The sequence below is a fragment of the Parahalioglobus pacificus genome, from assembly GCF_014652275.1.
In the GTDB taxonomy this organism is placed as follows: domain Bacteria; phylum Pseudomonadota; class Gammaproteobacteria; order Pseudomonadales; family Halieaceae; genus Parahalioglobus; species Parahalioglobus pacificus.
On the sequence record NZ_BMYM01000002.1, the window covers coordinates 38040 to 55900 of the forward strand.

A 17861-nucleotide genomic window follows, 5' to 3' on the forward strand; every position below is an offset into this window, starting at 1 on the left:
CATGTTACAAGGTAGCTTAATGGGATGAATGTACTGGTTATTGGCAGCGGCGGGCGCGAGCACGCACTGGCATGGAAAGCGGCGCAATCGCCCAGCGTTAATACAGTGTACGTGGCGCCGGGCAATGCCGGCACGGCACTGGAATCAGGCTTGGAAAATGTCGCGCTGGACGTGATGGACTTCGCCGCCCTGGCGAACTTCGCTGAAAGCAATGATTGCGGCCTGACCATAGTGGGCCCCGAAGCCCCATTGGTGGACGGCATTGTAGATTTCTTCGCCGAGAAGAGTCTGCCGTGTTTTGGACCCAGCAAGGGCGCTGCACAGCTAGAAGGCTCCAAAGCCTTCACCAAGGACTTCCTGGCCCGGCACAATATTCCTACCGCGGCCTACGGCAACTTTACCGAGCTGGAGCCAGCATTGGCGTACTTGCGTGAGCAAGGTGCGCCTATTGTGGTTAAGGCGGATGGCCTGGCTGCCGGCAAAGGCGTGATCGTCGCGGAGACCCTGGCGCAGGCAGAAGAAGCGGTACGGGACATGCTATCGGGCAACGCGTTTGGCGATGCAGGCTGCCGTGTGGTGATCGAGGAATTCCTGGAAGGCGAAGAGGCCAGCTTTATCGTTATCGCAGATGGCAAGAACGTATTGCCGATGGCCACCAGCCAGGATCACAAGCGCATCGGCGAGGGTGATACCGGCCCCAACACCGGCGGCATGGGCGCGTATTCTCCCGCCCCGGTAGTCGACGCAGCCGTGCACCAGCGCATTATGGAGCAGGTGATTCTACCCACCGTCGAGGGCATGGCCGCCGAAGGCAATGCCTATACGGGCTTCCTCTACGCGGGATTGATGATTACCCCTGACGGGCAGCCAAAAGTTATCGAGTACAACTGTCGCTTTGGTGACCCGGAAACCCAGCCCATCATGATGCGGCTGAACTCCGATCTGGTGTCATTGTGCCAGCAAGCCCTGTCCGGTGATCTGAACACTGCCGAGGCCAACTGGGATGTGCGTTGTGCCATGGGTGTGGTGCTGGCCGCGGGCGGCTACCCCGGCAGCTACGACAAAGGCCTGCCCATCGCTGGACTGGATGAGCCCCAACCAGAGCACATCAAGGTATTTCACGCAGGAACCGCACAGGCTGATGAGGCAATCGTGACCAACGGCGGCCGTGTTCTGTGTGTGACAGCGCTGGGTGACAATATCAAAGCTGCGCAAGAAGCATGCTACGCCGCGGCTCAGGACATTACCTGGGACGGCTGTGTGATGCGCCGCGACATTGGATGGCGGGCCATCGAGCGCTATAGTCAAGACACCTGACAAACGGCAATCACCATGGGCCAGCGGCAACTGACACTTCTGGACAAACTGCTCGGCGAAGCGGATACCGTTTTGCGGACACTAGGCGCCCGCGGCAATACCGCGGCACGCCCTTCGCCGGCTGATGGTCACGCAGATACTGAACTGCCTGATACCGAGCGCCGACACGTGGCAGGGCTCATGCGGGTTAACCACACGGGGGAGGTTTGTGCACAGGCGCTGTATCAGGGGCAATCACTGACGGCCCGCCTTCCTGAGGTTCGCGAAGAAATGGAACAGGCCGCCGCTGAAGAGGTAGACCACCTGGTGTGGTGCGAAGAGCGCCTCAAGGAGTTGGGATCAAGGCCCAGCGCCCTCAACCCCGCTTGGTACGGGCTGTCATTTGCACTGGGCGCTGCTGCGGGCGCCATCAGCGACAAGGTATCACTGGGGTTTGTGGCGGCGACGGAAGAGCGCGTCTGCAAGCATCTCAAGGACCACCTTAAGCAGCTGCCAGACGACGACAGGAAGTCACAGCTGATCCTGCAGAAGATGCTGGAGGACGAACAGCGGCACGGCGAAAACGCACTGGCCGCGGGTGGTAGTGACTTCCCCCGCCCGGTGAAGGACGCCATGTCGTTTGTGTCGCAGGTAATGACCCGCAGCAGTTACTGGCTGTAGCGCAGCATTCAATCCTGGCCCGTATGGGCCTCTGCGATTTCGTAGCTGTGGCTGATTTCAACGCCCGCAGCCCCCAGCATGATGGAAGCGGAGCAGTACTTTTCAGCCGACAGGCTCACGGCGCGCTTTACTTGTGACTCTTTTAACGCAATGCCGGTCACAACGAAGTGCAGATTGATTCGGGTAAACACCGCAGGCACCTCATCGGCGCGCTCTGCCTGCAACTCCACCCGGCAATCAGTCACTTGCTGACGAGACTTCTTCAACATGCTCATCACATCGTAGATTGAGCAGCCACCGGTACCCAACAGCAACATTTCCATGGGCCTGAAACCCATATTCCGTCCACCGAGATCCTCGGGGCCATCCATGACCACGGAGTGGCCGCTGCCGGACTCGCCAATAAACATGGCATCGTCCATCCACTTGACTGTTGCCTGCATGGTCATTCCTGCGAGAGACATTAAGGGCCGGCGAGGTTAGCACAGGCCCCGGCGTTTTACTCACTCCCGCGCTGGGGTAGAATCGAAACCGCTTGGACAGGATAGAGGCGACAACGTGCTTAAACCACAACTGGTAAACGCCATACCCAATGTGGACAACTTTTTGCGTCACTGCGAACGCAAGGAGTACCAAGCCAAGAGCGTCATCCTGCGCCAGGGCGAGGCAAGCTCGTCCCTCTACCTCATGCTCGACGGCTCCGTTTCAGTCATGATTGAAGACGAGCAAGACAAGAAAGGCCACATGATGGTAGTTAGCTACCTCAACACTGGGGATTTCTTTGGCGAGATGGGCTTGTTCCCTGATCTCGAAGAAGAGGACAACCCCCGAAGCGCTATTATTCAGGCCAAGACAGCCTGCGAAGTCGCCGAGATTTCCTACGAGAAGTTTCATGAGATCAAGGACCAGTTCCCGGACATCCTGTTTGCGATCGCGCGGCAGATGGGCAATCGCCTGCGAGCAACCACGCGGAAATTGAAGAACCTGGCCTTTGTAGACGTGTCAGGCCGCATCGCCCAGACCCTACTGGATCTGTGCAAAGAGCCGGATGCCATGACACACCCGGATGGCATGCAAATCAAGATCACTCGCCAGGAACTGGGCAAGATCGTGGGATGCTCTCGCGAGATGGCAGGTCGAGTTCTGAAAACCCTCGAGCAGGATGGGCTGGTATCGGTCTCCGGAAAAACAATGGTGGTTTTCGGGACTCGTTAGTGTCCCGCGTTACACTTACTTAGGCGGCGAAGAACAGCTCCTGCAACCTATCGCCGGGTTCCTCGGCCCGCATAAAGGCCTCCCCCACCAAAAACGCATTAACATCGTGCTCTCGCATGGCAGCGACGTCACCGGCTGTGTGAATTCCGCTCTCGGTAATCACAATACGATCTTCGGGCATGTGGGGAAGCAGTGAGAACGTGGTGTCCAACGACGTATCGAAACTGTGCAGATCCCGGTTATTGATACCCACCAGTGGCGTGTCCAGTTCCAGCGCACGATCCAGCTCTGCGCGGTCGTGGACTTCAACCAGCACATCCAGGGCGCACTCCGCGGCGGCGGCCGCCAGCTCCACCATCTGCGATTGCTCCAGGGCCGCAACGATGAGCAGAATCGCATCGGCACCTATCGCTCGCGCCTCAATTACCTGGTAAGGGTCGACGGTAAAATCCTTGCGCAAGACAGGTAAAACGCAGGCGGCCCTAGCCTGCTGCAAGTAGGTATCGCCGCCCTGGAAGAAATCGACGTCCGTCAGGACTGACAGGCAACTGGCACCGCCGCGCTCGTAGCTGGCCGCTATTTCGGCGGGCACAAACTGCTCACGAATCACGCCTTTGCTGGGCGACGCCTTTTTCACCTCGGCAATAACCGCCGAACGACCCGCGTTCACCGACGCCTTCAAGGCCGCGGCGAAGCCACGGACAGGCGTTTGTGAGGCAATCGCCGCCTCAAGTTCACTCAGAGGCGTCTGCGCAAGACGATCAGCGACTTCCTCGTACTTGCGGTCAATAATTTTGCGCAGAATGGTCGGCGGATTAGCCATTCAGGAAAGTCCCCGCATCATTTGCGTGAAATCCACGAAGGCTTTCAGCTTTTCAGCGGCCTGGCCTGATGCCATCAGGTCTTCAGCCATATCCACGCCATCGGCGAGCGTGGCCGCGATACCGCTGACATAAATAGTGGCGCCAGCGTTTATTGCGATCAACGCAGCAGCGCGCTTTGAAACATCATCGTCTTTGCCCTTCAGCGCATCTCGGATGAGGCTGGCCGAAGCCTGGGCGCTGTCCACACCCAATCCCTCAAGGCTAAGCTGGGCAATGCCAACGTCCGCAGGCGCGATGCGATAATTGGTAATGCAGCCATCTCTTAGCTCACTGACCTGAGTAGATGCTGCAATAGATATCTCGTCCAGGCCGTCATCAGAATGGACCACCATGGCGTGCTCACTGCCCAGCGCCTGCAGAGCATGCGCCATGGGCTCGCACAGCTCCGGAGAGTAAACCCCCAGTACCTGACGCTTAACCCCGGCAGGGTTGGTGAGGGGCCCGAGTACATTGAAGAGTGTGCGCAAGCCCAACTCTCGCCGCGGACCAACCGCATAGCGCATGGCGCTGTGATGGGTAGGGGCGAACATAAAGCCCATGCCCACTTCATTGATGGCGCGTTCGACCTGATCAGGCGCTAAATCCAACGGTACACCCAGAGCCTCAAGCACGTCAGAGCTGCCGCTGGTGCTGGAGACTGAGCGATTGCCGTGCTTGGCCACGCGGGCCCCGGCCGCCGCTACAACGAAGGTCGCAGCGGTAGAAACATTAAACAGGTTTGCGCCGTCGCCGCCGGTACCCACAAGATCAACCAGATTGTCCTGCGGCACGGAAACCGGCGTGGCCAGCTCACGCATCACCCCGGCTGCGCCGGCAATTTCATCGATTGTCTCACCCTTGATACGCAGTGCCACCAGGAGTCCGCCAATCTGCGCGTCAGTCGCATCACCGGACATTACCTGATGCATCACGGCTGCCATCTGCTCCCTTGAGAGTGACTCGCCTTCGACGACCTGCGCCAATGCTTGCTGAATATCCACGGTAAAACTCCTCAGTACTTACTGCTCAAGAAAATTTCGAAGCAAATCGTGTCCATGTGCGGTCAATATGGATTCAGGGTGAAATTGAACACCCTCAATGGGCAGGGTCTTGTGCCTGAGCCCCATGATTTCGTCGATCTCGCCATCTGCCGCTTCTGTCCAGGCTGTGATTTCAAGACAGTCAGGCAACGATGCCTTTTCTACGACCAAACTGTGATAACGGGTTGCTTCAAACGGCTGGCTCAGCCCCGCAAAAACGCCCTCACCACAATGATGTATGGGTGAGGTCTTGCCGTGCATCACCTGCCGGGCGCGGACCACTTCACCCCCGAAGACCTGGCCAATACTCTGATGCCCCAGGCAGATACCCAACAGGGGTAATTTGCCTGCGTAGGCTTCGATAACAGCCATGGAAATGCCAGCCTCATTAGGCGTGCAGGGGCCGGGCGATACAACGATCTTCTCAGGCGCCAGTGCGGCGATGTCCGCAACACTGATTTCGTCATTGCGCACCACCTTCACATCGGCACCCAACTCCCCGAGGTACTGCACCACGTTGTAGGTAAAAGAGTCGTAGTTGTCGATCATTAACAGCATGTTATTGTGGCATCCCTGAGGTCAGGCGCGGGCAGGGATTGTACCGCGATTGCCGCATGAATCCCTCCCTAGAACGTTAAAAGACAAGGACACGGCAGTACGCTCATGCCCACTACACCGCAGGCCCAGGGCCGCGCGCTCATAGATTTCGACGGCAACCGAGAAAACAATTTCACCGTTCTTCGAATGACACTGGCTTGGCTGGTGCTTTACGGCCACAGCTTTCCTATTGTGCGTGCGCCCGGAGTACGAGATCCGCTGAACCAGATTTTCCAGGGCTCTATATGGATTGGCGAACTGGCGGTTAATGGCTTTTTTGCGATCAGCGGCTTCCTGGTTGCGGCCAGCCTGATACGCAGAGGCGTGGTGGACTACACGATTTCCCGCGTGCTCCGGATTTTTCCAGCGCTGATTCTGTGCGTACTGGCCATGGTTTATGTACTGGGGCCCCTGATGACAAGCCTGGACCTCGGCACTTACCTGCAACATCCGCGCACGCTGAGCTACCTGTACAATGCCGCGGCCTTTTTCCAGATGCAGTTCGACCTGCCTGGCGTTTTCAAGGAACTGCCGATGTCCGGCGTCAATGGCTCGCTCTGGAGCCTCACCGCTGAGGTGCGCTGTTACCTGTTGCTGGCAGCGGCGGGGCTGCTCCATCTGGTGCACTACCGGGGGCTGGCCAACCTGCTGCTGGTTGCCGCGATTGTTTTGGGCTTCTACCATTACAGCGACCTGCCCCTGCTGGGATTCAATGCACGCTTTGGACGGCCCGCATTGTTCTTTGCCGTGGGCGTTCTGTTCTATCTGAATCGCGACAAGATCATTCTCGACGGCAGGCTGGCGCTGGCCGCTGCATTCGCAACCTTCTATAGCTTTGGCACGCCCTGGTCCCAGTACGTATTCCCCGCGGCATTCACTTACCTGTTGTTTTACCTGGCATACCGCACGCCGCACATGGACCTCGACAGCCGGTTGGGGGATTTGTCCTACGGAATTTATATCTACGCCTGGCCGGTGCAACAGCTGGTGAGGATGTATTTGCCGCACGAGGGTCCCTACATGAACACCCTGGTGTCCACACCGATCGTGTTCGCCCTGGCATGGCTGTCCTGGCACTGGGTGGAAAAACCCGTGCTTGCGCGCAAGCAAGATGTCATGGCGACTGTTCACAGACTTAAGACGCGAATGCTTCCGGGAAGCAACCAACAATAGGCTAAGACTCTGTAACCATGGCGGCGGCGCGAAACATAGCCCGCGCCTTGTTCTTGGTCTCTTTCCACTCCAGTTTCGGTACAGAGTCGGCCACTACACCACCCCCCGCCTGAACATGGAGCTGGCCGTCCTTGATGACGGCCGTTCGGATGGCGATCGCCGTGTCCATGTCACCCGCCCAGGAGATATAGCCAACGGCACCCCCGTAGACGCCACGCTTCACCGGCTCTAACTCGTCGATGATCTCCATCGCACGAATTTTGGGGGCTCCACTCAGCGTTCCCGCGGGCAGCGTCGCTCGCAGCACGTCAATCGCAGACTTGCCCGGCTTCAGTTGCCCCGTCACATTGGAAACGATGTGCATCACATGCGAATACCGCTCGACCACCATTTTGTCAGTGAGCTCAACCGAACCGGTATTGGCAATCCGGCCAACATCATTTCGGCCCAGATCGATCAACATCAGATGCTCTGCGATCTCTTTAGGATCAGCCAACAATTCAGCTTCCAAGGCATCATCTTCGTCAGGCGTGTGCCCTCTTCGGCGAGTGCCCGCAATCGGGCGCACAGTCACCTCACCCTTTTCCAGTCTGGCGAGAATTTCGGGCGAAGAGCCCACGATGTGAAAATCCTCCAGATCCAGAAAGTACATGTAGGGCGACGGGTTCAGGTTTCGCAGGGCCCGGTACAAATTGAGTGGCGCGGCAGTGAATGGCACTGACATGCGCTGGGAGGGCACAACTTGCATCACATCACCGGCAAGTACGTACTCCTTCACAGTGTTTACCGCGTCTTCGTACACGGGCTGGGTGAAATGCGAAACGGCCTGCTCTTCCAGATGAGTGCTGTCTGCGCCCGTCAGTGAAACCGCAGGCAAGGGCTCCATAGGCTGCGGCAGCCGCGCTGCCAGCGATGCCAACCTCGCCTCACCGGTTGCCAGCGCTTCAGGCTGACTGGGATCTACGTTGACCACCAGGCGGATCGTCCCTGCAAGGTTATCGAACACCAGCACTTCGTCAGCCAGCATCAACAGAATGTCCGGCGTACCCAATTCATCCCTGGGGACACTGTCCGCAAGCCGTGGTTCCACATAGCGCACGGTGTCGTAGGCAAAGTAACCCACCAGTCCGCCGTGGAACACGGGCAGATCGTCGACTTCGGCTGCACGGTACCGTGCTTGATAGTTCTCTACATACGCGAGTGGGTCAGGGACCTCTTCCTGCTGCACACAGTTGCCATCAACGTAATGCTCAACGCGATTGCCGAAGACTTTCAGGATGCGGCGGCAGGGCAACCCGATAATGGAGTATCGCCCCCACTTCTCTCCCCCCTGCACTGACTCAAACAAGAACGAGTACGGCCCCTCGGCCAGTTTGCGGTAAGCACTGATCGGTGTCTCAAGATCGGCGAGCACTTCCGTGCTGACCGGAATACGGTTAAAGCCCTGCGCTGCCAGGGCGGCGAATGACTCGGCTGTCATGGGGAATCCTCGGGAAACTGTGCGCAAAAAATGGACGTGACTATGGCTTAGCTACCATCGCCAACAAGTCACCTCTCGCATCGACCAGTTTTCGATGCCTGTGCACAGGGCTGTGATCACAGCACTCTCCCGTTTGTGGAGTCTGCATGATAACCCCAAGGCTGGTTATGGCAAGCCCGAGCCAAGTGAGCTTGTCATTGCGTAAGCCGCTCATTGCACCTGACTGGCCAATGGCTGGCTGATACGATGTTCACTCCTATCAGCCGATCGCGTAATGGAATCTACACCGTGACTCAGTCCTCAGGTTCCCGCGCCAACACCTTACCTGTGGGTTCTCCCCGCCTTGCACTTCTTTGCTTCGCAACCATTGCATTCGTGGGAGGCTTCGTGCGGTTCGTAGGCCTGACCGAGGTCGGCATTGGTGGCAATGACACCATTTATTACTACACGCTCGCCGAGTACTGGTCTCGGGGTCACTTCGTTTTTTCTATTGGAGACAGCGTCAAAGTGTCCCGCCCTGTGCTATTGGCGTTCAATACAGCCGCCTTGCAGTTGCTCGGCCACACTGACTACGCCATCAAATGGGCCAATGCCGGCATCGATACACTCAATATCGTTCTAGTTGGCCTATTAGCGTGGCTTAGTAGTCGCCGCTGGCTGGTCACCATCGCAGCAGCGACTGTCTATGCCGCAACACCAATGGCGCTTTGGGCGGCCCGCATAGAGCTGCCGCATGTGCTTTCAACCACCTGCGTTTTGCTTGCGGCGATCAGTCTGTGCGCCAGCATAGAGAGAAATGGTGTCAGATCACGCAGTGCATGGGCCTTTGGCGCAGGGCTGGGCATTTTACTGGCCACCCTCACGCATGAAGAATTGATCTTACTGGCGACGCCCTTTTGCCTGACACTGCTTTTGGACAGTGTATGGATCAGGCAAGAAGCCTGGCTGGCGTCATTGCTTATGCCTGCGCTGGCAGCACTGGCGCCCTTGGTTGGGGTCGTCCTGCTGCTAAGTGCAGGCTCGGCCGAAGTCGCGGACATTTCGGCCAGTGCTGGCGAGGCGCCCACCATACTGTTTACGATGCTTGAAAGGGTGGGGCGTAATCTGACTGTTGCGCTCGTGGGGAGCTTTTCCTGGGTAAGCGCTGTTCTTATTCTGGCTGCGAGCGCTTTACTGGTCATCAAGACAGCTCAATCAGATCGGCTAAACCTTCAACAGCGCATCCTCGCCATCTTCCTGATCGGTACGCCACTTATAGCGATCGCCCTATACTCTCTTTTCTTCGCCAGCCTTTTCCCGCGTAATGTGCTGCCACTGGTGCCTCTCTGGCTAACAGTGCTGTGCTGGGCGCCTGCGCTAGCTCTGCAAAGGCCCTGGACGCAAGGCTTAACACTAGCTCTTGTCACTCTAGTAACAGTGGGTAGTAACCTCAGCTCATACCATGACTTCAAAGTAGCGAATCGACGCTTCGGGCATGAGTTTCCGCAATTTGAACTGCCAAGCCCGGAAAACTGGGAACGCTCAATCTATCGACTCAGCATTTCTGCCAACTACGATACAGAAACCTACTGGAATCACTGGCGCAATATCCACACGGCGCTTAAGGATCGGGTCAATGAAAAGAACCGTCTCCTTGTTGTGCCATCTACCGTTTTCTATGCGCCCGGTCGTCGCGCATTACAAACAGATGCCTACTTCGGTGATGACGCCATCTACCGCCTCGATCACACAGGGACTGGCCTCGCCCAATTGGTGCGGGAGAAACAGATCAAATTCGTCATTTGGACCACCGGTCAGCTTAGGCGTCCACCGACTATGGTCAGCCTGTACCAGTACGATCACAGGTGGGGCACACCAGAGACTATCGACCTGGCAGCAAGCTTTGGCATTCCAGCCTATTCAGAGCAATCAGAGGGGAACAGTGTCCTTCGCTTCCTACAAAGGGTCGGAGCAAAGCAGTTGAGAGTTTTCGAAGCTGGAAGCTGGGATCAGGGCAGGGCCAGGGTGTTCGAATTGCCCGATTCGCAATAACAGTCCAGCCCTCGTTCACGTGAAAGCAGCCTACGGAGGGCACAAAACCCTTATGAAAGCGCCACCCTAACGGCTACCCAACTGTCGCCAGTTCACTCCGCATCTGCTGAATCACCGCGGCATAGTCTGGCTGATTAAAAATGGCTGACCCGGCTACAAAGGTGTCGGCGCCCGCAGCCGCGATTTCAGCAATATTCTTTGGTGAAACACCGCCATCGATCTCCAAGCGGATATCGAATCCCGATTCATCGATCAAAGCGCGGGCCTCGAGCAATTTATCCAGTGTTGCCGGAATAAACGACTGGCCACCAAAGCCAGGGTTCACCGACATCAGCAGAATCATATCGACCTTGTCCATCACATATTTGAGCGCATCCAGACTCATGTGAGGATTGAACACCAGGCCGGACTTGCAGCCGGCATCACGGATCATTTGCAGTGAACGGTCTACATGAGTAGAAGCGTCCGGATGGAAGGTAATAAAACTCGCGCCGGCCTCAGCGAAATCGACAATCAACCGATCTACCGGGTCTACCATCAGGTGAACATCGATCGGGGCCGTGACGCCATGCTTGCGGAGCGCAGAACAGACCATGGGCCCAATGGTCAGGTTGGGAACGTAGTGATTGTCCATCACATCGAAATGCACAATATCTGCGCCCGCCGCGAGTACGTTGTCGACTTCCTCACCCAGGCGGGCAAAGTCAGCAGAGAGAATGGAGGGGGCGATCAGGTACTCGGCCATGGGTAGGTTCCTGTGGCATTGTGGTAGAGGCGATTCGTTGGTGACATTTTACCCCGCAGCGCGAAACCACGCACTCACCTCGCAATCCTGCCGAGCCCCGGTAATAAGTGCCTAGTCTTCTGCGCGGCTACCAAGTCGCGCATCCAATTCCGCCAATCTCTGGGGCGTTCCCACATCGACCCAGGTACCCAAAAAATGCTCACCCGTCAGTCGCCCGTCACTGATAGCGCGAGAGAGCAACGGCCGCAAAGGGCGCTTCCCCGGTTCACAGCCGTCAAACAGACCGGGCGAGTAGACGCCCAGCCCTGAATAAGTGAGACCAATCTCGTCGGCTGCCCGTTCCACCACTGCATGGCCAGAGGTTGGGACTTCATCCGCAATCGATGGACGACCAATTGGTTCAAGGGCCAGGCAAAAATCCCCCATAGGGTGCTGCTCCGGGTTATCCACCAGCACCAGGTGCGCACCGGCGGTGGCTGGGAGAACCCGGCGTAGCTGCGCTAGCGGGTAGTCCGTGTACACGTCTCCATTCACGAGCGCGAAGGGCTGCTCGCCCAACAGCGGCAGCGCTTTGATAATGCCCCCGGCAGTTTCCAGCGGCTCATCCTCGCGGGAAAACTGAATCGACACACCCCAGCGCGCGCCATCGCCGCAGAACGCCACAATCTGGTCGCCCAAATAAGCCACATTGATCACGATCTCACCAAAACCCGCAGCGGCAAGCGCCCGGATATGGTGCTCAATCAACGGCATACCGCCCACCCGCAACAGTGGCTTTGGTGTTTTGTCGGTGAGCGGACGCATCCGCTCACCTTTCCCAGCAGCGAGAATCATGACTTTCACAGTGCGCGCTCCATGATCAGCCCCGATACCAGGCTTGCTGCTGAATCACTGGCATAAGCTCCGCCTCGAACCAACTGGAGAAGGCCGCAAACTCGGGATGTGTTGGCGCATACATCGCCAGCGTCTCCCTGACGTAGGTAACCACCAGCGGCAGATCGTTAAGATAAGCATCCTTGCCATCTCGCAGGTACAGCCGCGCGAAGGTGCCAAGCACCTTGATATGGCGCTGCAGGCCCATCCAATCGAACCAGCGTATAAAGGTACCCGAATCACAACTGAGAGCGGCTTGTCCCGTTAAGCGAGCGTGATCTCGCTTCACCCATGCCAGCACAGCTTCGCGCGGCCAACGGATATAGCAGTCCTTGTACAGGGACACTGTGTCGTAGGTGATGGGGCCATACACCGCATCCTGAAAATCAATAACCGCCAGCAAAGAGTCAGACAGGCGCATTAAGTTACGGCTGTGAAAGTCGCGGTGGACAAAGACACTAGGCTGCTCAAGGGCGCTCTCAACTAAGCAATGCCACAAGCCACCCATCGCCGAATGACCGGCGGCCGACGCATTAGACTTAAGCAGTGCGGCCACAAACCACTCGTCGAACCGGCTCAATTCCTCAGTGAGCAAGCTCTCATCATAGGCAGGTAGTGCCAGTTCAGCCGGCGCCACCCGCTGGCACAGACTCAGAAGCGCAATCGCATCGGAGTAAGCATCATCAACTGTTTCTTTGCTCAACGTGGGTAGCAGGAGCTCGTCGCCCAGGTCTTCCAGCAGCAGCCACCCCTTCCCCGCGTCCGCGGCCAGCAAATTCGGCACCCGCGCACCGGCACACGCCAGCGCATCGCGTATTGCCAGAAACTCGGCATTCTTTTGAGACTCAGGGGGTGAATCTGCGAGCATCCACGAGGAATCAGAATGAGCTAACCGAAAGTAGCGCCGGGCGCTGGCATCACCGGTGAGAGGCGCGACAGTAAACTCGCTGACTGGCAGATGCAGCTCTGTAGCAGCCCAGTTGACCATTGTTTGTAGATCGCGGTCTGTCACCTGAAGGCTTTCCGATTACGACAACATTCGCGCAGTCTACAGATACCCTGCGCGGGCACCACAGGAGCATCGCAAATTCTGCCAATTTTTCCACCGCAATCGCACGGCGATGCATTATCATTCGACCTTACGCCGACATAACAATCAGCACATGAGCCCGGCACCCGCCAACCATCGCAGACTAGTCTCCTCTATCAAGCCGCTCGCACTCTCCATGGCGCTGTGTGGCGCTACCCATGCGTGGGCGGAGGAAGACGAGATACGCGAAATCGTGATTGAGCCGGCCAAGCTGGACTGGGTGAAGCTGCGTCAGGTGCCTGAGGAGCTGCGGGACAGGCGCTGTGAAAACTGCGATGGTCGCTACATCGATCCGCTGGCCGACCAGAAGAACGGGCCAGAGCCTGACCTTGCCGATATTGAGGCCAGTGCACGAAGTTCCGAGATGCGCGGCAACCAGGTATTTCTCGAGGGCGGGGTGCGGGTTACACAGGGCTACCGCCAACTGTCCAGCGATCGGGCAATCATCGATCGGGTAGAACGCACCGCGGTACTCGAAGGCAATATTGAAGTGCGGGAACCTGGCGTAGTTATGCTAGGCGAGCGGGCAGAAATTCGCCCGAAAACCGGCGAAGCCATTATCGACAACAGCCAGTTTGTGTTGCACGACCTTCACCTCAGGGGCACGGCTACCGGCCTTGCGCGCAGCGAAGAAGGCCTGGTCTTCGTAGAAAATGGCACCGTGTCTTATTGCGCACCCGAAGATGCAGATTGGGTGCTGCGCGCCGACTCCATGGAGTTGGACCCCGAAGAAGGCATCGGCACAGCAAAAGGCGCCAAGTTCGATGTGGGGGGTGTGCCGGTCTTTTACTTCCCCTGGCTGCGGTTCCCATTGGATGACAGGCGCAGAACGGGCTTGCTGTTCCCGGACATTGGCAGTGACACACGCGGCGGCCTAGACGTCTCGGCGCCGGTTTACCTCAATCTGGCGCCCAACTACGACCTGCTCTATACCCCGCGATATATTGATGAGCGCGGCACCAACCACGAGTTTGACGGCCGGTACATGGATAAGCGTATCGGGTTCTGGCAGGCAGGCGGCGCCTATCTGGCCGATGATGAGCGATATGCCCGTGAGGTACTCGAGGACCGCAATCCCGATCGATGGTTAGCACGGGTCAATCACAACGGGCTGTTCTCCCAGCGCTGGCGCACCCAGGTGAACTACAGCAAGGCCTCTGACGCCAACTATGTGAAAGACCTGGATACCGCCAGTATTAACAACCGCCGCGAAACGGCGCTGTTACAGCTGGGATCGGTGGACTATCTGGGCGACCAGTGGCTGGTGGACCTGGACGTGCAGCAGTTCCAGTCTCTGGCTGACGACATCAACAACGACTACAAAAAACTGCCTCAGCTAACGGCCCAGTATCGCGGTGATCGCACGCCCTTTGAGTTCGACCCCATCGCGCTGGTGCAATATTCCAATTTCGATACCGATGAGGATCGCGTGACTGGCCAACGGGTGTATGCCGAGGCCGGCGTGACTTATCCCATGCTCTGGCAATTCGGTTTCCTGCGGCCCACGGCCAAGTACCGCCAGTTGGAATACGACCTTGACCCTCAGGGCCGGTTCACGGAGGAAACCCCTTCTGCCGGGTCTGCGCTGGTGAATCTGGATGGCGGCCTATTTTTTGAGCGCTCTACCAGCATCGCCGGTAAGGGCATGCTGCAAACACTGGAACCCCGCCTCTACTACCTGTACAGCGAGTTTGATGACCAAACCGATCAACCGGACTTTGACAGCGCAGAGCTCACCTTCAGCTACAATCAGCTGTTCCGGGAAACGCGTTTTTCAGGGCGCGATCGCCTGGATGATGCGAATCAACTGTCGCTGGGCCTGACAACCCGATTCATCTCCGAAGACACTGGTCGAGAGCAGTTCAGTGCCTCGGTGGGCCAGATCTTCTATTTCCAGGACCGGGAGGTGCGCCTGAACCCGGTGGCACCACCGCTGGAACAATCGGGCTCAGAATTAGCAGGCGAGCTGGTTTGGAACCCCAATGACCGCTTGTCCCTGCGCAGCAACCTCCAGTACGACCCCTACTCAGGCGATACGAACGCGGGCAACTTCAATGTCAATTACAAGCCCGGCAATGGCGCGGTGTACAACGTGGGCTACTCCTATCGACGCCCCATTACCGTGACCTCGCTGGCGAGCACCACTGAGCAGGCCAACCTGTCCGCTTACATACCTATGGGCCGCAATTGGAGCTTTTTCGTCTCCTGGGCCTACAGCATAGAGGCGCAGGACAGCGTGGAAGACATGGTGGGTATCGAGTACGATAGCTGCTGCTGGAAGTTCCGGCTGCTGCATCTACGCTATTTCGACACTATCCCCGGCCAGATTCCCGATTTCACCGATCCCGAATTGGAACGGGAACATTCCACCCAGTTCCAGATCGTACTTAAGGGCATGGGCGGCTTTGGAAATCGCGTAGAGAATCTGCTGGGCGATTTGATTCGAGGGTTTGAAGAACGTGAAATTTAAAGCACTGCTGCAGGGCGCGGCGCTGTCGTTTGGGCTGATGGCTGGCGCACATAGCGCGCTGGCAGCCACTGAAATGCTGGACCAGGTGGTGGCTATTGTTGATGACGATGTGATCATGGCCAGTGAGCTGCGTGAGCGGCTGGCCATCGTGACCGAGGGCATGCAGGCCCGGGGCATGGAGCTACCCGCCGAGGACCAGCTCATTCGCGACACACTGGATCGGCTGATTCTGGAAAGTATTCAGATGCAAATGGGCAATCGTGTGGGCGTTCGCATACCCGACGCCCAACTTGATGCCGCAATGGGCCGGATTGCCTCACAGAACCGCATGTCGCTGGACCAGTTCAAGGTGGCATTGGAAGGCGAAGGACGCTCCTACCCGGCTATGCGCGAGCAAATCCGGCGCGAACTCGTGGTACAGCGGGTACAACAAGGCAACGTTAACCGCGAAGTGGAAATTTCGGATCAGGAGATCGATAACTTCATGGCCACTGAAGAAGGCCAGAAGATGATCCAGCCCGAGTATCGCATCCTGCAGGCACTGCTGCCTGTATCCCCCGGTGAAGACGCAGCCAGCGTCGCAGCCAAGGAAGCGTATATCGACAAGCTGCTGGCAGAGGTTCAAGCAGGCGGTGATTATGAAGCGGCTGTGAGCCGCACCGACCCCTATACGCTCGGCGGGGGTGACCTGGGATGGCGCAAACTGGACGACTTGCCCAGCATGTTCACTGAGATCGCGCCCACGTTGGAACGCGGCGAAGTCGGCAAGGTGCAAAGTGCCAGCGGTTTTCACCTGGTGTTAATGGCCGGCACACGCGGCGGCGAACAGATGGTGAAACAGACCAAGGCGCGGCACATCCTCTTGCAAACCTCAGAGATTCAGACGGACGAACAGGCCAGAGAGTTAGCTGTGGAGTTGAAGCAGCGCGCGCTGGACGGTGAAGACTTCGCCGAACTCGCCAAGACCTACTCCGACGACATCGGCTCCGCATCTGAGGGGGGCGACCTGGGCTGGACCAACCCTGGCCAAATGGTACCGGAGTTTGAAAACACCATGGATTCCACCGAGATCGGGCAGATTTCTGACCCGGTGCGCAGCCAATTCGGCTGGCACATCATTGAGGTGCTAGACCGTCGCGATGAGGATATGACCGAGCTGTCCAAGCGAGCGCGCATTCGTGAGTTTCTGCACGGCCGCAAGTACCAGGAAGAGCTGGATGCCTGGCTGCGTAAAATTCGCGCAGAAGCCTTCGTCGACATCAAGTAAACCAACACCATGAGCCTGCCGCGCATCGCCATTACCGTAGGAGAGCCGGCAGGCATCGGGCCAGATATCGTGCTGGCTATTGCGCAGCAGCATTGGCCGGCTGAGTTGGTAGCGATTACCGACCCTTCGTTTATGCGAGACCGAGCGGCGCAACTAGGCATACCGGTATCCATCGCCGAGTACGACGCTAACCGCCCCATCAAAGAGCACTCCCCCGGCACCTTGCCCGTGGCGACTATTCCGCTGAGCGCACCCGTTCAGCCAGGGAAGCCCGATCCCACCAATGCCGCCTGTGTCGTTACTACACTTCAAAGAGCCGTCGAGGGCTGCCAATCCGGTGAGTTTCAGGGCATGGTGACAGCACCGGTGCAAAAGTCGGTCATTAATGACGGCGGCATTCCCTTCTCTGGCCATACCGAGTTTTTGGCGCAGGCCACCAACACCGAGCAAGTGGTGATGCTTCTCGCCTCAGGCAACCTACGAGTTGCATTGGCAACTACCCACCTGCCGTTGCAGGCGGTGCCCAGTGCGATCACACCGACGCTGTTGGAGTCCGTTATTCAGATATTACACAGCGATTTACAGGGGAAATTTGGGATAACCTCACCCCGCATCAGCGTGCTCGGGCTAAACCCCCACGCCGGCGAAGGTGGTCACCTGGGGAGAGAAGAGATAGACGTCATCATCCCGGTACTGGATGCGCTACGAAAAGAGGGTATGTACCTCAATGGCCCGCTGCCCGCTGATACCGCGTTTAATGCGGAGATACGCGCTGAGACCGATGCCTATCTGGCCATGTACCACGACCAGGGCCTGCCGGTTCTCAAGTTCGCGGGCTTTGGTGAAGCGGTGAATGTCACGCTGGGGTTGCCTGTCGTAAGGACCTCGGTAGACCACGGCACTGCACTCACGCTGGCGGGCACTGGTGATGCTAAGCCGGACAGCCTCCAGACGGCGATAACACTCACCATACAGCTCTCGGAAGAATCCGACTGACGGTGCCACAGAGCTAACAAAGCCGCGTTTACAGCACCTATCCA

At 57.7% G+C, this 17861-nt stretch carries 16 protein-coding genes; 8 read left to right on the forward strand and 8 right to left on the reverse strand.

Annotation, left to right across the window (positions count from 1 at the left end):
- Positions 1–24: 24 nt before the first annotated feature.
- Together purD and coq7 are read left to right on the forward strand one after the other, a co-directional pair.
- Positions 25–1317, forward strand: a complete 1293-nt coding sequence (gene purD / locus IE089_RS08925) for a phosphoribosylamine--glycine ligase (protein WP_189477478.1) — start codon at positions 25–27, stop codon at positions 1315–1317.
- A gap of 15 nt (positions 1318–1332) precedes the next feature.
- The gene (coq7, locus tag IE089_RS08930) at positions 1333–1977 is read left to right on the forward strand and encodes a 2-polyprenyl-3-methyl-6-methoxy-1,4-benzoquinone monooxygenase (protein ID WP_189477479.1); all 645 of its coding nucleotides are present in this window, start codon (positions 1333–1335) and stop codon (positions 1975–1977) included.
- 8 nt (positions 1978–1985) lie between these two features.
- Here the strand turns inward: coq7 and IE089_RS08935 are convergent, their stop codons facing one another.
- Positions 1986–2420 (reverse strand): OsmC family protein, encoded by a 435-nt coding sequence (locus IE089_RS08935; protein ID WP_189477480.1) that lies wholly within the window; start codon positions 2418–2420, stop codon positions 1986–1988.
- A 115-nt stretch (positions 2421–2535) separates the two neighbouring features.
- Here IE089_RS08935 and crp point away from each other — a divergent pair, with 115 nt between their 5' ends.
- Positions 2536–3192 carry a cAMP-activated global transcriptional regulator CRP gene (gene crp, locus IE089_RS08940; RefSeq protein ID WP_189477481.1) on the forward strand — a complete coding sequence of 219 codons (657 nt, stop codon included), beginning with the start codon at positions 2536–2538 and terminating at the stop codon, positions 3190–3192.
- A gap of 19 nt (positions 3193–3211) precedes the next feature.
- Here crp and trpC read toward each other — a convergent pair whose 3' ends face one another.
- The 3 genes from trpC to IE089_RS08955 are packed head-to-tail and all read right to left on the reverse strand — an operon-like array spanning position 3212 to position 5653.
- Positions 3212–4015, reverse strand: a complete 804-nt coding sequence (trpC, locus tag IE089_RS08945) for an indole-3-glycerol phosphate synthase TrpC (RefSeq protein WP_189477482.1) — start codon at positions 4013–4015, stop codon at positions 3212–3214.
- Positions 4016–5056: an anthranilate phosphoribosyltransferase gene (trpD, locus tag IE089_RS08950; RefSeq protein WP_189477483.1), complete on the reverse strand. Its 1041-nt coding sequence runs from the start codon at positions 5054–5056 to the stop codon at positions 4016–4018. It lies immediately after the preceding gene.
- Positions 5057–5074: 18 nt separating this feature from the next.
- Positions 5075–5653: an anthranilate synthase component II gene (locus tag IE089_RS08955; protein ID WP_189477484.1), complete on the reverse strand. Its 579-nt coding sequence runs from the start codon at positions 5651–5653 to the stop codon at positions 5075–5077.
- Between the two features lie 105 nt (positions 5654–5758).
- On the opposite strand from IE089_RS08955, the gene IE089_RS08960 reads away from it, so the two are divergent.
- Entirely contained in the window at positions 5759–6865 is a 1107-nt protein-coding gene (locus IE089_RS08960) for an acyltransferase family protein (RefSeq protein ID WP_189477485.1), read from the forward strand.
- Between the two features lies 1 nt (position 6866).
- Here the strand turns inward: IE089_RS08960 and trpE are convergent, their stop codons facing one another.
- Positions 6867–8345, reverse strand: coding sequence for an anthranilate synthase component I (gene trpE / locus IE089_RS08965; RefSeq protein WP_189477486.1), 1479 nt, complete (start codon positions 8343–8345; stop codon positions 6867–6869).
- Positions 8346–8633: 288 nt separating this feature from the next.
- On the opposite strand from trpE, the gene IE089_RS08970 reads away from it, so the two are divergent.
- Positions 8634–10376, forward strand: coding sequence for an ArnT family glycosyltransferase (locus IE089_RS08970; protein WP_189477487.1), 1743 nt, complete (start codon positions 8634–8636; stop codon positions 10374–10376).
- Positions 10377–10449: 73 nt separating this feature from the next.
- On the opposite strand, the gene rpe is transcribed toward IE089_RS08970, so the two are convergent.
- From rpe to IE089_RS08985, 3 genes are all read right to left on the reverse strand, one after another.
- Complete coding sequence (rpe, locus tag IE089_RS08975) at positions 10450–11121, reverse strand: ribulose-phosphate 3-epimerase (RefSeq protein WP_189477488.1); 672 nt, start codon at positions 11119–11121, stop codon at positions 10450–10452.
- A 111-nt stretch (positions 11122–11232) separates the two neighbouring features.
- Entirely contained in the window at positions 11233–11955 is a 723-nt protein-coding gene (gene murU, locus IE089_RS08980) for an N-acetylmuramate alpha-1-phosphate uridylyltransferase MurU (protein WP_308428846.1), read from the reverse strand.
- 25 nt (positions 11956–11980) lie between these two features.
- Complete coding sequence (locus tag IE089_RS08985; RefSeq protein WP_229802692.1) at positions 11981–13006, reverse strand: aminoglycoside phosphotransferase family protein; 1026 nt, start codon at positions 13004–13006, stop codon at positions 11981–11983.
- A 151-nt stretch (positions 13007–13157) separates the two neighbouring features.
- Between IE089_RS08985 and IE089_RS08990 the strand changes: the two genes are divergently transcribed.
- The 3 genes from IE089_RS08990 to pdxA are packed head-to-tail and all read left to right on the forward strand — an operon-like array spanning position 13158 to position 17817.
- Positions 13158–15554, forward strand: coding sequence for an LPS-assembly protein LptD (locus IE089_RS08990; protein ID WP_229802693.1), 2397 nt, complete (start codon positions 13158–13160; stop codon positions 15552–15554).
- The gene (locus IE089_RS08995; protein WP_229802694.1) at positions 15544–16821 is read left to right on the forward strand and encodes a peptidylprolyl isomerase; all 1278 of its coding nucleotides are present in this window, start codon (positions 15544–15546) and stop codon (positions 16819–16821) included. The genes IE089_RS08990 and IE089_RS08995 overlap by 11 nt, the downstream gene beginning before the upstream one ends.
- Before the next feature lie 9 nt (positions 16822–16830).
- A complete protein-coding gene (gene pdxA, locus IE089_RS09000) occupies positions 16831–17817 on the forward strand; it encodes a 4-hydroxythreonine-4-phosphate dehydrogenase PdxA (protein ID WP_189477490.1) in 987 nt (328 codons plus the stop codon).
- Positions 17818–17861 lie beyond the last annotated feature (44 nt).